This window comes from Micromonospora sp. CNZ299 (assembly GCF_002754415.1).
In genome coordinates this window covers 5,504,807-5,518,902 of sequence record NZ_PEFG01000001.1, presented here as the reverse complement: position 1 = coordinate 5,518,902, position 14,096 = coordinate 5,504,807, and the positions used below count along the sequence as shown (strand labels likewise).

Below are 14,096 nucleotides of genomic sequence, written 5' to 3'. Positions count from 1 at the left end.
GTTGTACGGTCATGCGTCCGCCATGGGTCGAGCCGAGAGGGCAGACGAGCAGTTTGGCGGGTGTCATCGTGAGGGGGACGAATGACGCTGGGCAGAATCGGCGGCTACGAGTTGGTCCGGCCGCTTGGCTCAGGTGGTATGGGCGACGTGTTCTTCGCGGTGTCGCCTACCGCCGAGCGAGTCGCCGTAAAGGTGATCAAGCAACACCTGATTGAGGCGCCGACGGTGCGCGAGCGGTTCGCCGCCGAGGTCGACAGCCTCAAGCTGGTCTTCGGTTCCCGGGTGGCCCGCCTTGAGGGCGCCGACCCGTACGCGAATCCGGCCTGGCTCGCCGTGGAGTACGTTCCCGGCGCAACGCTGCGACAGCATGTCGACGCACGAGGGCCGCTTCCGTTGCCGTCGGCCGCTATGGCCGGAGCGATGCTCGCCGAAGGTCTCGCCAAGGTGCACCAGGTCAAGCTGCTGCATCGCGACCTCAAGCCGCAGAACATCATCCTCGGCCCCGACGGCCCCAAACTGATCGATTTCGGTCTGGCGGTGCTGATCGAGCGGGACGACTACCTGACCGAGCCGGGCGCCCTGGTCGGCACTCCCGCCTACATGTCGCCCGAGCAGGTCAAGGGTGAGCGAGACCTCACTCCGGCGGTTGACGTCTATGCCCTCGCCGCGACGCTGGTCTTCGCCCTGACCGGGCGTGGGCTCTACCCGCCGACCAACTCCTGGAACCTGCTGCTGCGCATCAGCGAGCCCGGCGACCTTCCCGACCTCTCCGACGTGCCGGCCGAGCTGGTGCAGTTGCTCGGCACGATGCTCGCCTTCGACCCCACGGCGCGACCCGGTCTGACCGACGTTCGCGCCCGGTTGCTCGCGGTCGCCACCGCCGCCAGCGGCAAGAGCGTTCACGCCCTGCGCCAGGAAGTCGCCGAACTCACCTACGACGGTGGCACGGAGCTGCTGGTCCCTCCGGACCTGGATGATCCGCGGGAGGACCCGGAGAGCACGCCGGTCATCGAGTCGGACACCGTACCGGTGCCGGTGACGACACCCACGAAGGTCGACGCCAAGCGGTCCAACGCACCAGCCGATGTGACGTGGCTCGTCGACAAGATGCGCCGCCAGTACGCCCGCCGCTCGACCCTGTAGGAAGGCACCACCGATGACCACCACCCAGGCCGCGACCTTCGCCCCGGGCTCCCGCATCGTCGTCCGCGACGAGGAGTGGCTGATCCGCAGCGTCAAGACCGGCACCGCGGACGGCACGATGGTGAAGGCGGTCGGCGTCTCCGAGTTCGTGCAGGACGTCGAGGCCACCTTCTTCACCAAGCTTGAGGACATCACGCCGCTGGTGCCCGAGGAGACGGACCTCATCCAGGACACCTCGTCGCGGTTCCGGCAGAGCCGCCTCTTCCTGGAGGCCGTGCTGCGGCGTACTCCACTGCCCCGCACCGAGCGCGGGCTGGCCCTCGCCGACCGGTTCCTGCTGGATCCGCTGACCTACCAGCAGCGACCCGTCGAACTGGCCCTGTCCGGCCTGCGGCCGCGGATCCTGCTCGCTGACGTCGTCGGCCTGGGTAAGACCCTGGAGATCGGCCTGATCCTCGCCGAGCTGATCCGCCGGGGCCGAGGTGAGCGGATCCTGGTCGTCTCGCCGCAGCAGGTCCTCGAACAGTTCCAGCGGGAGCTCTGGACCAGGTTCGCGATCCCGCTAGTCCGGCTCGACTCGACCGGCATCCAGCGCATTCAGCAGGAGATCCCCGCCGGGCGTAACCCGTTCACCTACTTCAAACGGGCCATCATCTCGGTCGACACCCTCAAGGACGCCGGCCAGTTCGGCCATCACCTCGATGCCACGACCTGGGACGCCGTCGTCATCGACGAGTCGCACAACCTCATCAACAAGGGCACCCAGCGCAATGAGCTGGCCCGCCGCCTGGCCGCGAAGACCGACGCGTTGCTGCTGGCGAGCGCGACCCCGCACAACGGCGACAAGGAGTCCTTCGCCCAGCTGATCTCGCTGCTCGACCCGGCGGCGATCGCCAACGAGAAGGACTACCAGGCCAGCGACATCGCGCACCTCTACCTGCGCCGCACGAAGATCAGCCCGGAGGTACGCGACCAGATCGGCGACCGCTGGGCCGACCGCGGCCCGTCCGAGGCATTGCACTGCACGGCGACCACGATCGAGGAACAAATTTTCGACGAGCTGACCGATGTGTGGTTGGCCGGCAAGTGGACCGACGAGCCAATCACCGGGCAGCACCGGCTCTTCCCGTACACCTTGTTGAAGTCGTTTCTGTCCTCGCACCGGGCCTTGCACGAGACGGTGACCAACCGGCGCAAGAAGGCCACCGGCACCGAGCGGGCGGCCCTGGACCGGCTCGCGGAGCTGACCTCGGCGATGACCGACACCGACTCCAGCAAGCTCAAGGGACTGGTCGACGAGCTGAGAAAGATCGGCGTCGGCAAGAACAGCGCAACCCGGGCCGTGGTCTTCTCTGAGCGGGTGCCGACCATCAAGTGGCTCGCCGAGGTCGTCCCCGGAATGCTCGGCCTCAAGCCGAACGCGATCCGGGTGCTGCACGGCGGTGTGGCTGACAAGGACGAGCAGACGATCCTGCAGGAGTTCGAGCTGGCCGGCAGCGACGTCCGGTTGCTGTTTACCGGCGACGTCGCCTCTGAGGGCGTCAACCTGCACCAGCAGTGCCACCATCTGATCCACTACGACATTCCGTGGAGCTTGATCCGGATCGAGCAGCGCAACGGCCGGATCGACCGCTACGGGCAGAAGCACCAACCGCAGTTCCGCGCGCTGATCCTCACCTCCGACCGTGACGACGCCAAGGACGATCGCACGGTCGCCGAGAAGCTGCTCAACCGGGAGGAGACCGCCCACCGCAGCCTCGGCAGCGTCGAGGCGGTGACGGGCCAGTACGACGCCAAGGCCGAGGAGGACCGGCTGGTCCGGGACCTGCTCGCCGGCAAGTCGGTGGACGAGTCCTACGAAGCTGCCCACGCCGAGGTCGACGTGATGGCCGACCTCTTCGGGGAGGTCGGCACCGCTCCCGTGGCGGCGGACGTGCCCCGCGCGAAGGTGCCGAAGCTCTTCGGCTCCACGCAGGACTTCGTCGACGCCGCCCTGTACGAGATCTACGAGGACCGGCCCGAGGACCACATCGACCTGCGCCGCGAGGACGAACTGATGACCTTCCTCGCCCCTGACGACCTGGTGCACCGGCTCACCGACCTGCCCCGCACCTACCTGCGAGCACACCGGGAGGGCGAGGACCTGCGACTCAAGGTCACCTTCGACCGGGCGCTCGCCCAGCGCAAGCTCGACCAGGCCCGGCAGAGCAAGACCCCGATGTGGCCGGACATCGCCTTCCTCAGCGACGTGCACCCGATGGTCGACTGGCTGGTCGACAAGGTGTTGATCCGGCTCGGCCGCCAGCAGGCCCCGGTGCTCACCGCCGACGTGACCGCGCCGACGTTCCTGATCCAGGGCGTCTACGCCAACCGCCTCGGCCAACCCACGGTCGTCCAGTGGATGGCCGTCTCCGACCTGCCCGCGTCGCCGACCATCCGACCGATGGACGAGGTGCTGCGCGAGGCCAACGTCGGTCCGGCGATGGTCAACCGCGCCGAGGCCATCGCGATCGACCCGCTCAAGGATCTGCTGCCGGAGGCCGTCCAGGTTGCCCGGCAGTATCTGGAGGGCAAGCGCGCCGAGTGGGCCGAGGCCAACGCCGAGCCGTTGCAGCGGCACCGCGAGCAGCTGAGAACCTTCCAGCAGGCAAGCCTCCTCGATGAGCTGCCCGCCGCGCATCGGGAGAAGCGTCGCCAACGCGTCGACACCACCGTCCAGGAGCAGCACGACCTGCTCGACCGCCTGGAAACCGCCGGCGACCCGCTGCTGCGGGTGCTGGCCGTCCTCGTACCGTCGCAGGAGAGTGCCGCATGAGCGAGCGTAGCGAGCGAATCATCAGGCTGAGTGCGATGGTGCCTCAGGGCGGCACGGAGCGTAGCGGAGTGCCGGCATGAGTTTCGAGTCGCTGACCAACCGCGGCGAGTATCTCTCCGCGCACTACCTCGCCGAGATCCTGCCCACCACCCTCAAGGGCGGCCTGCTCAAGCATTGGGCCGAGCAGGAGAAGGCCAACCGGGTCACCCCACGCGCCGGGCTGCGCGGCATACGCCGGCAGTACTTCGACGCCAAGACCGAGCTGACCGACGCAGACTTCTTCGACCCCGAACGGCTGCGCAAGCAGCACCAGGACGTGCTGCGGGCGCTCGGCTTCGACCCGCGGCCGCAGACCATCACCGTCGAACGAAACGGTCAGGAGTACGAGGTCAGCGTCGCCCACGCCGAGCTGACCACCGCACACGGCATCGTCGCGTTGGACTGCGGCTGGGCGGTCGACACCGAGGCAGCACAGGACCCGGACGACGCCGGCCGCCTGCTCGACCCGCTCACCCTGTCCAGCACCGAGACCATCGAGACGGGTGCCAAGCTCGCCTCGCTGCTCTTCGCCGCCGACAGCCCCAAGCCCCGCTACGTGCTGATCCTCAGCGGCGGCGTGATCACCCTCGCCGACCGCACCGTCTGGGGTGAGGGCCGCTACCTGGCCGTCAGCCTCGACACCGCGTACGCCCGCAACGACGACAAGGAACTCGACGTCGTCGCCGCGCTCTTCGGCGCCGACTCGTTGCGCCCGCCGGCAGAGGGCGGCACCGAACCCCTCGCCGACCTGGTCGCCGGTTCCCGCCAGCACGCCGTCGGTGTCTCCAGCGAACTCCGCGAGGGCCTGAAGGTCTCCGTCGAACTCATCGCCAACGAGGTCCTCGACCAGATCCGGCGGGCCGGCTACCAGCCGCAGCAGGTGATGGACCTCGACGAGCTGGCCAAGGAGCTCGGCCGGGAGTCGCTGCGCTACCTGTACCGCATCCTGTTCCTGCTCTACGCGGAGGCCCGCCCCGAGCTGGGTGTGCTGCCGGTCAACGATCCCCAGTACGTCGAGGGCTACAGCCTCGCCCGCCTCGGTGACCTCGTCTCCCGCCGCCTCGCCCCCTCCGGCGAGGACGGCACCCACCTGTACGAGTCACTCGACCTGCTCTTCCGCATGGTCAACGAGGGGCACCGGCCGCGCGGCGGCGCGGACGTCGAGGACAAGGCCAGCGAGGGGGAGGGGCTGCGCTTCGAGCCCATGCGCTCCGACCTGTTCCTGCCGGAGAAGACCAAGCTCATCGGCCGGCTGATCCCGGTGCCGAACCTCGACGACGACATGGACGATGACGAAACCCCGAAGATCGACACGCGGCTGCGCAACAAGGTCCTCTACGAGGTGCTGCGCCGGCTGATGCTCACCAAGGGCGGTAAGAAGCGCCGCGGCGGCTTCATCTCGTACGCCCAGCTCGGCATCAACCAGCTCGGCGCGGTCTATGAGGGCCTGATGTCGTACACCGGTTTCGTTGCGACCGAGCAGCTCTACGAGGTCGCCAAGAACGGCGACCCGAAGGACGGCTCGTGGATGATTCCGGCCTCCAAGGTCGACGAGTACGACGATGGTGTCTTCGTCTACAAGGAAGACCCCTACACCGGCGTCCGCAGCCGGGTCAGCTACCAGCCCGGTCAGTTCGTCTACCGGCTTGCCGGCCGGGACCGGCAGACCAGCGCCTCCTACTACACCCCGCAGTCGCTGACCGAGGTCACCGTCCAGCTCGCTCTGAAGTACCGGCTCGACCAGGACGACACGATCACCCCGGCCCGCGAACTGCTGGACTGGACGATCTGCGAGCCGGCACTCGGCTCCGGCGCGTTCCTCAACGAGGCGATCAACCAGGTCGCCGCCGAATACCTACGCCGCCGCCAGAAGGAACTGGGGGTAACCCTCGACCCGGAGGACTACCACCTCGAACTCCAGCGGGTGAAGGCGTACATCGCCCTGCACAACAGCTACGGCGTCGACCTCAACCGCACCGCCGTCGAGCTGGCCGAGGTGTCGCTCTGGCTCAACGTCATGCACGCCGGCCTCCAGGCCCCCTGGTTCGGCCTGCACCTGCAACGCGGCAACTCGCTCATCGGCGCCGGCCGCAAGACCTACGGCCCGAAGCAGCTCGCCGACAAGTCGTGGCTCACCACCGCCCCGAAGGAGCAGCCCTTCCGGGACGGGCCGATCGACGAGGGCACCATCCACCACTTCCTGCTCCCCGCCGACGGCTGGGGCGCGGTAGCGGGGGAGAAAGAGGCCCGGGAGCTGGCGCCGGCCGAGACCGCCCGTTTGAAGGCATGGCGTACGGCGATGAAGCGCACACCGTCCGCCAAGGGCAAGAACTCGCAGGTCCAGCGCCTGCAGGCCCTCGCTCGACGGGTCGAGTTCCTGTGGGGGCTGGTGCAGCAGCGCCTCGACATCTCCGAGCGGGAGATCCGCCGCGACATCCAGGTCTGGGGCGCCGAGGACCTGCCGCCGGTCACCGAAGCCGTGCCCCGGGAGGAGATCCTTGCCGACCTGACCGCGCCTGGGACGCCGTACTGGCGGCTCAAGACGCTGATGGACGTGTGGTGCGCGCTGTGGTTCTGGCCGCTGGACAAGATCGGGCTGCTCGACGGCACCGACCCGGTCTACCCGGCTGCGCCCGTCCAGGTCTCGCACATCAAGGACGAGCCGGCGTACGAGGAACCGGCCGTCTACGAAACCGCGGACATCTTCGGCAACGTGCAGCCGCAGCAGATGAAGTTTCCGATGAGGGCTACGGGCACGCGGCGGATGACGGTGGCGGAACAGCTCCGCCAGCAGGTGCCATTGTCCAACCTGGACGACTGGCTGACCTTTGCCGAAGCGCTCATCGGCCGCAGTGATGTGGACGAAAACACCGAGCGGTTCTACGGCCGGAAGCTTACGAGTCTGAGCGAGATGAGCGAGTTCGAACAGAGGCTTGACGGCGTCATCGGGGTCGACTCGCCGTGGACTCTGTCCGACAGGTTTCCTTGGCTCCTCGCCACCGACGAGATTGCCGAGCAGCAGGGCTTCTTCCATTGGGAGTTGACCTTCGCCCAAGCCTTCGCCAATGGGGGTTTCGACCTCCAAGTCGGCAACCCGCCTTGGGTTCGACCTCGCTGGCTTGACGATGTGATTCTCGCCGAGTACGACCCTTGGTTTCGGCTCATCGAGAAAACGCCTATTGAAGTCTTCCGGGTCCGCAAGAAGGCTACGATTGAGCGATCTTCCGGCATTCGATCAAACTATCTTGCTGAATTGACGAGAAATGCCGGAGTGGTGGCCGCATTGGGTCATGCGGTTACGTATCCGTTGCTTGTCGGGACGCAGCCGAACCTTTACCGCACGATGATCTGTCAGGTCTGGTTGCATTCTGCTATTGGCGGGGTGGCCGGGCTACTACATCCTGACACGCATCTCAGCGGGACGATGGAAGGGGCGCTTCGAGCCGCCGCATATCGCCGACTGCGCGTCCATGCTGGCTTTATCAACGCGGCCAACTGGGCCTTTGCGGATGCTACACGGAGTACGGAATTCGGCCTGCACGTCTACGGGGATCCTGGGTCGATCTGCTTCAGTCACCTGAGTCGACTTTATGCGGCGTCTGTATTGCCAGGTTCCTTGGAACATTCCGGGAATGGTCCCGTTCCCGGGCAGCGCAATCGAGCGGGATGGGACAATCGCCCGCATCGTTCACGAGTAATTGAAGTTGACGAGCAGGTACTGGCTGCTTGGCAGCGCTTCCGCGGGAATAGCGATACTTCATCAATCGATCAAACGCCGTTGCTTCAGCCTGTGACAGTAGATGAGGAGCGGGCTATCGCGGCGCTTGCGGCTGTTCCTCGTAGGCTGGCAGTAGATCTGCCGCGCATTACAAGCGGGTATCATGAGGGAAGTGCGAAAAGCAGGGGACTTATTCGCTGGGAGCAGGTAGCGTCCGGCGATCTCCATCAAACGGTCCTGCAAGGCCCGCATTTCGGTGTGGCGACGCCGTTTTCTAAGCGCCCACGCGTCCCTTGTCTCGCCAGGAGTGACTGGGATTTGCTCGATCTAACAAACCTTGCAGAGGGTTATGTTCCTAGGACGAACTATGTTCTTAGCTCGCAGGAGTCCGATGGTCGAGACAATCAGGACATGTGGGATGGGCGTCGGTACACCGATTACTATAGAGTGGCGTGGCGAAGAATGATTGCCTTCGACATCGAGCGATCATTGTTCGCCGCGCTCGTTCCTCCGGGTCCGTCGCATGTCGACTCTGTTTGTACGCTGGCCCTGGGTTCGAATCGTGCGACGGCATTAATGGGTGGATTCATGGCCGCACTTCCGCTGGACTACCGCCTTCGGATCTCCGGAAAAGCGCATTTGGATGTCAGTGAGATGTTAGTTATGCCGGCGCCCGATGAAGAACATCCGCTCGCGTCAGGGCTTCTACTTCGAACATTGCGCCTGAATTGCCTCACCGGCGCCTACGGGGAGCTATGGAGCGAGCTATTCGACCGTGACTGGCGCACCGAGCATTGGGCAGTAGAGCGGGCTGGAATGGAACCGCTCGGACGTGGAAACGCGGAATGGGATTGGGTAACGCCACTCCGGGTCGAGCGGGAGCGTCGCGCCGCGCTCGTTGAGATAGACGCACTTGTCGCGGTATGGCTTGGGATCGGAATTGATGAGTTGCTCGCGATCCTACGTGCACGATATCCAATCCTTACACAACGTGAGAGTCAGATGTGGTTCGACGCAGGCGGGCGGAAAATCGCTGCAGACGGATACACCTTTGGATTCGGGCAGACGAAAGGGCACTACGAGCAACTGGTGGCGCACCTCGATGAGCCGACCCGCCATTCGGCGCCCGTAGGTTTTGCCGCCCCATTCTACAAGGCGGATCGGGAAAGCGAGTACCGGCAGGCGCATGCCGTCTTCAGTAAGCGGCTTCAGGATGCGATCGACGCGGGCTGGCACTCGCCTCAATCCACTACCCCTTGATTGGTGAGGACCAGTGAACGGCAAAGGACTCGATTTCGGCGGATGTCTCATCGCGGTGTTCGTTCTGGTGGTTTTGCTAGGGTGCCTGTTTTGGGCGACCGAGGAGCTGTTTGGAAGCGCTGGGGAAGCTGTGGGATATGCGGTCGTGGCACTCATGGCATTCGCCGTTATCCGCCATTTTCTGCGGAGTGTGAGAAAGTGATTTCCGTGTAAGGGTAGAGCGTGAGGTGTTCTGCTCAGTTGCCTAACGTCTGCTCCGGGCATGGAGCGCGCTCCATGATCGAGCGCTCCGTCGTGACGTGGGGTGGAAAGTCAGCGCTTGGTTGCCCGCACGAACCTCGTCCAGGCGGCGGGGGAGAAGGTGAGGGCGGGTCCCGGGTCCTTGCTGTCGCGGACAGCGACGAGGCCGGGCAGGTTGTCGGCGACCTCCACGCAGTTGCCGTTGTTGTCGCCGCTACGGGTGCTCTTCCGCCATTGGGCGCCGAGCAGGTCGTCAGCCATGGTGGACCTCTTCCTTGATCTTGCCGATCATCCTTCTTGATTGTTCCTCATCAAGTGCGAGGTCGAGGAGGCTCGCCCAGACCTTCTCGTAGACCGCGAACTCGTCCGGCCTGTCGAGGTAGAGGGCCCCCGTCACCGACTCGCTGTAGACAAGGGACTGATCGGGGACGACTCGGTTGACGAGCGGAAAGTCGAGCATGACGAACGCTCCCGCCAGTGCGCCGTAGTGGGCACCGGCCGACAGTGGCAGCACGCGTATCGACACGTTGGGTAGCTCGGCCCGTTCAAGAAGTCGGTCCAGTTGCTCGGCCATGACCGCAGGGCCGCCAACGCGTCGAAGCAAGACGGCCTCCGACAGTACCCATTCCAGCTTGGGTGCCTTCGGGAGCCGGCGAACCAGGATCTCCTGTCGGCGACGGCGGACTTCCAGAACCTCTTCCAACTCGTCGACCGGCATGTTCGGACGGTTTTGGTGGACGCCGCGCGTGTAGCCGGGAGTTTGGAGCAGTCCTGGGATCAGGGTGTCGTCGTGCTCCCGCAGCCGGGAGGCGGCGGATTCCAGGCCGACGTAGAGCTCGAACCAGTCGGGGACGGCGTCACCGTACGAGTGCCACCAGCCCTTGGCCTTGGTCTCGGCGGCCAGGGCGGTGAGGGCGCCGGTCAGGTCGGGCGTCGCCCCGTACAGCTCGCACATGGCCTTGGCGTCGAGGGTGCGGACCGGGCCGAGGCCGGTCTCGATGCGCCACATCTTCTGCCGGCTCCACTGCATCGCCTCGGCGGCGCCGTCTAGCGTCATCCGCGCCTCGGTACGTAGCTCGCGGAGCGCTCGCCCGAGCTGCCGTCGCGGCACTGTCGATCCCATGTCGTCGGCCATCGGCTCCCGCCCTCTCCATGTTGCATTTTGTTACATCCGGACGCCATCGGTGAAACGCGCTGCCGTTGCCTCCGAGAATTAATTCAACCGGGCAATGCTACGCGGATCTAGCACGTCTCTGACCATACAAGACACCCCCGACAGGAGCCATGAACGCGCAATTCCCACGCGTTGTCGGCGTACTGTCGGGGGGAATGTGTCCGAACTACTTCCGTAGCACGGCTTTTTCGGACCGGCCGGGATGTTGTCGGTCCGCTGTCTATGAGTCGTGCAGACCGTCGACCAGGTCGACGGTCTGCACAAGATGCTGCTCGTAGAGCCCGGCCGCGTCGGAGGCCCAGTCCACTTGCTACGCAGACCATCCAGACGTCGGTGACACCGTACTGATGACATTCTTCGCCCAACGGCGGTTACAGCGCGACGATGACCGGCTGGACCTGGACGTTCTTGGTCAGTTGCTGTGGTGAGGGGATCGGCGTGTTGATGTTGACTGACGTGTTGTAGCCGTAGATGACGACGCCGTCGAGGTGGTTAGCGCCCGACCAGTTCGACTCCAGGCGAACCGCCATCTGAGTGGGGAAGTTCGTCACCTCTTCGGCGCACGACCGGATCAGGACGACGCTCGGTTTGGCGGTCAGGTGGGTGGCCAGCATCCTGGCCAGCTTCTTGTAGGTCCAGCCCCAGTCCTTGGCGCCGGCCGCGGCGTCACCGATCTCCTCGTCGTTGCCGTGCGCGCGTATGCACAGCGGCTCACGCGCCCGTACCCCGGCCAGGTAGGTGGCCAACTGCTGATCCGCCTCGGCCTGCGTGAGGCCCGCGTCGATGGGCAGAAGGGCACCCCACGCCTCCGCACCGGAATCGGGTCCTTCAGAATTGCCGCGTGTTCTTGGGTCCTGCGTCGCCACGATGAACATAGACATTCTCCTTCGCACTGACCGCCGTGTGTGGACCGATGAAAGGAGGTTATCTGGTGGTCGAAGAATGAGCCTGTCGGCTATCCGGCTTGACGGCTTTACAGTTGAGCTAAATCCCAATAGTGCAACTTGCATACTATCGCATTGAACTTCTGCCAGTTAGCGGCCAAATGCCGCAAAGGAGTGCCTCCCTCTGGCCTGCCAAAGCGGCAAATTTTCCGAAGTGGACGTAGGGCTGAGGTGACCTACGAGCCGGGTCGATAGGTTGGTCGGTATGGCGTACCGGAACTACACGGCCGACGGCAGCTACTGGACGGCTCGCATGCACGTTTGCCGAGCCCTGTCGGCTTCCGGATCTGCCGGGTTTGGTCGCCGTTGCTGTCAATCGCTGCCACCCGAACAGTTACGTGGCGTCGGCCTCGGGGCTGACGTCGTCCCGGTAGCTGGCCAATGCGGCCGGCAGCGGCAGCTCGTACTTGTCGCACAGAAATCGGGTCTGGCAGTATCGCTGCGCGTCGGCGGCCACGCTGCCGAGGACTGCGGAATTCATCCCGGCACCGATGAGGACACCCACAAATGGCACGACCTTGGCGACGTTTTGCACGGGAACCTTGGCACCGGCCGGGCCCACGTGCTGCAGCAACTTCTCAAGGGCGGCCACGAGGCGATGGTCCGCGCGGAGCTTTTCTGACCATCTCACGCGTCCCTTGATCGCGCTGGCCGCTCGTGCGGTCTCGCGCAGCGGCCCCACCTTGGCCGCCTGTGCCATGAAGGACCGGTGTACCAGGCGTTCGATGAAGAGCTGCTCGGCGGGATCTTTGGCGTCGTAACCGTAGGAGTACGCGATGCGCGACGCGATCGACGCGCTCAGGACCTGGATGACGAGGATGTCCGCGGTCATCGCGGCGGGGATCCCGGCGACGGGGACCATGGCGAGCAGGCCCATGGCGCCACCTTCGACGGCGCCGGCGGTCCGCCACCTGAGTGTGTTGCGGGTCAGGAGCCGGTCGCACACCCTGAGGTCCTGCTGCCGCAGCTCAGCGAAACTGCCGAGGTCGAGGCCACGCTTGCGCGCGACCTTTTCGACGCCCTTCGGGTCATTGAGCTCCAAGGCCCAGGCGTTGACCAGCTCAAGTAGCGCTGCCGCGGCTTCGGCCGCCGGTCGCAGGGCCACGCTGGCAACCGCGTCGCCCCCGCGACGGACCGGCTCCTTGATCGCCTCCGGCACAGCCCTGGTGGCCCGGCTCGCGACTTGTCGCGCGACACCGCCGGAGCGATCGAGCGCAGCGCTCGCCCAGTTCGGGAGACTACGACGGTTGTTGCGGCGCTGCCAGTGCTCGTTGAGCCTCTCCCACACCTGTCCTTCGTACGCGCTCATCGGGGTTGTGCCGTCGACGAGCGGGTCGGTGACAGTGCTCATCGAGGACCTCCATTCGACTGCGACGACTGGGACATGATGGCACTGTCGATCGACACGTGGGTGTCCCCCTTGCAGCCCGTAGTCAGAGGTTGCTGAGGCACGGCAAACGACCCGTTGGGGATGCGTCCCTGAACGCTGGGCGAGCCACCGTGTGCATGAGGCGCAACCAGGCCGTTCGGCCCTCTGGAGGTCATCCGCAAGATCGGCGAAGCTCTGCCGCACTTTGCCCAACGCCGATCAGGGATCTTCGGCGCGAGCCGTGTACAGAGATCAGGAGACATACCGATCGACCAACCCCGTGACCCCCAACACGCCGCAGCCCGAGCACGCCGGCGGCTTCCAGCCCTCGCAGGCGCCGCCGCCGCCCGCGCCGACCACCGTGATCATGCCGAACCTGGTCGGGTCCAATGCAGCCATCGCCATCGCTCAGGACAAACTCAAGCGGCTGGGCATCACCAACATCAAGCTTGGCAGCCATGACGAGCTCGACAGGCTGGTGATCCTGCCGGAGAACTGGACAGTGAAGAAGCAGTCCCAGAGGGCGGGTGCCAAGGTCGCGCTGGACGAGCTGGTGGTCCTCACTGCACTTAAGACGGGCTGATACAGCTGACGTCATCGCGCCTCGATTCCGCGCCGGCGATGGTCACAACGAAGCCGGCTTCACCGAGCTGCCGCTGTTGCCGCACACCGATCGCAGTCTGAACGCACAGCCACCGAGTGTGCTCGCCACGCTGATGCTCACTCCGACGGAGGCCGGGGGAATCGCAACCCTGGTGGATCGCGGCCGGGTGCTGGCGCTCGTCCGCCGTTAGCTTGGGTGGACCGTGGTGGGCGGAGCCATCACGAAGCCCTCGACGTACGTCTGGCGGGCAGCCTGTAGAAAGTCGAGCCGCTCCTTGCGCGCACGGTCCCAGCCGGCCTCAAGCCCAGGTGGCCAACGACGGCCGCTATACCGCTTGTCGATGATCTCTGAGAGCGAGCCGACCGCGTCGAGCAGAGCCTGAGCGCGCTGCGCCAGTAAATCAGGTCCGGCGACCTGGACGACGGCGTTGGCGGCGACGAGTTGGTTCCATTCGGCCGTGTACTGCCGGTGCTGGTCTGTTGGCTGCTCGCCCTCGGGGTGCAGGTTCAACAGGTCGCTAAGCTCCCGGGCCTGATCAAGGAAGCTGTCCACTCGGGTCAGAAGCACGACGTAGGCCCCGCTGCGGGCGTCAGCGAGTTGGGTGCTGCGGCCACGTGCGGCGTCTGCGAGCTCGTTGCCGCGAGCCTGTTCGGCCTGAGCACGCTGGGTATGGGTATTCAGGTAACCGACGGCGAACGTGGCGCCGCCACCAACGAGCGCGCCCAACAAGACGAAGAGGCCAGTCGTGATCTCAGTGGTCACGCAGGGCAGTAAAACATGGAAGATTGCG

9 protein-coding genes are annotated in these 14,096 nt (G+C 65.5%); 4 read left to right on the top strand and 5 right to left on the bottom strand.

The annotated features are described in order from the left end of the window. Positions 1–81: 81 nt before the first annotated feature. The 3 genes from CLT68_RS25120 (at position 82) to CLT68_RS25110 (ending at position 8,975) form a co-directional block, all read left to right on the top strand. Positions 82–1,143, top strand: a complete 1,062-nt coding sequence (locus CLT68_RS25120) for a serine/threonine-protein kinase (protein WP_099854583.1) — start codon at positions 82–84, stop codon at positions 1,141–1,143. A 13-nt stretch (positions 1,144–1,156) separates the two neighbouring features. Next, complete coding sequence (locus CLT68_RS25115; protein WP_099854581.1) at positions 1,157–3,958, top strand: DEAD/DEAH box helicase; 2,802 nt, start codon at positions 1,157–1,159, stop codon at positions 3,956–3,958. A gap of 76 nt (positions 3,959–4,034) precedes the next feature. Further along, positions 4,035–8,975 carry a restriction endonuclease gene (locus CLT68_RS25110; RefSeq protein WP_099854579.1) on the top strand — a complete coding sequence of 1,647 codons (4,941 nt, stop codon included), beginning with the start codon at positions 4,035–4,037 and terminating at the stop codon, positions 8,973–8,975. A gap of 312 nt (positions 8,976–9,287) precedes the next feature. On the opposite strand, the gene CLT68_RS25105 is transcribed toward CLT68_RS25110, so the two are convergent. From CLT68_RS25105 to CLT68_RS25090, 4 genes are all read right to left on the bottom strand, one after another. Further along, positions 9,288–9,476: a DUF397 domain-containing protein gene (locus CLT68_RS25105; RefSeq protein ID WP_099854577.1), complete on the bottom strand. Its 189-nt coding sequence runs from the start codon at positions 9,474–9,476 to the stop codon at positions 9,288–9,290. Next, on the bottom strand, positions 9,469–10,350 hold the full coding sequence (locus tag CLT68_RS25100) for a Scr1 family TA system antitoxin-like transcriptional regulator (protein WP_099854575.1): 882 nt from the start codon (positions 10,348–10,350) through the stop codon (positions 9,469–9,471). The genes CLT68_RS25105 and CLT68_RS25100 overlap by 8 nt, the downstream gene beginning before the upstream one ends. Before the next feature lie 410 nt (positions 10,351–10,760). Beyond that, positions 10,761–11,264, bottom strand: a complete 504-nt coding sequence (locus CLT68_RS25095) for a hypothetical protein (RefSeq protein WP_099854573.1) — start codon at positions 11,262–11,264, stop codon at positions 10,761–10,763. 403 nt (positions 11,265–11,667) lie between these two features. Further along, the gene (locus tag CLT68_RS25090) at positions 11,668–12,684 is read right to left on the bottom strand and encodes an EcsC family protein (RefSeq protein ID WP_099854571.1); all 1,017 of its coding nucleotides are present in this window, start codon (positions 12,682–12,684) and stop codon (positions 11,668–11,670) included. A gap of 298 nt (positions 12,685–12,982) precedes the next feature. Here CLT68_RS25090 and CLT68_RS25085 point away from each other — a divergent pair, with 298 nt between their 5' ends. Further along, positions 12,983–13,285, top strand: coding sequence for a PASTA domain-containing protein (locus CLT68_RS25085; RefSeq protein WP_099854569.1), 303 nt, complete (start codon positions 12,983–12,985; stop codon positions 13,283–13,285). Between the two features lie 207 nt (positions 13,286–13,492). Here the strand turns inward: CLT68_RS25085 and CLT68_RS25080 are convergent, their stop codons facing one another. Then, positions 13,493–14,068 carry a hypothetical protein gene (locus CLT68_RS25080; protein WP_099854567.1) on the bottom strand — a complete coding sequence of 192 codons (576 nt, stop codon included), beginning with the start codon at positions 14,066–14,068 and terminating at the stop codon, positions 13,493–13,495. Positions 14,069–14,096 lie beyond the last annotated feature (28 nt).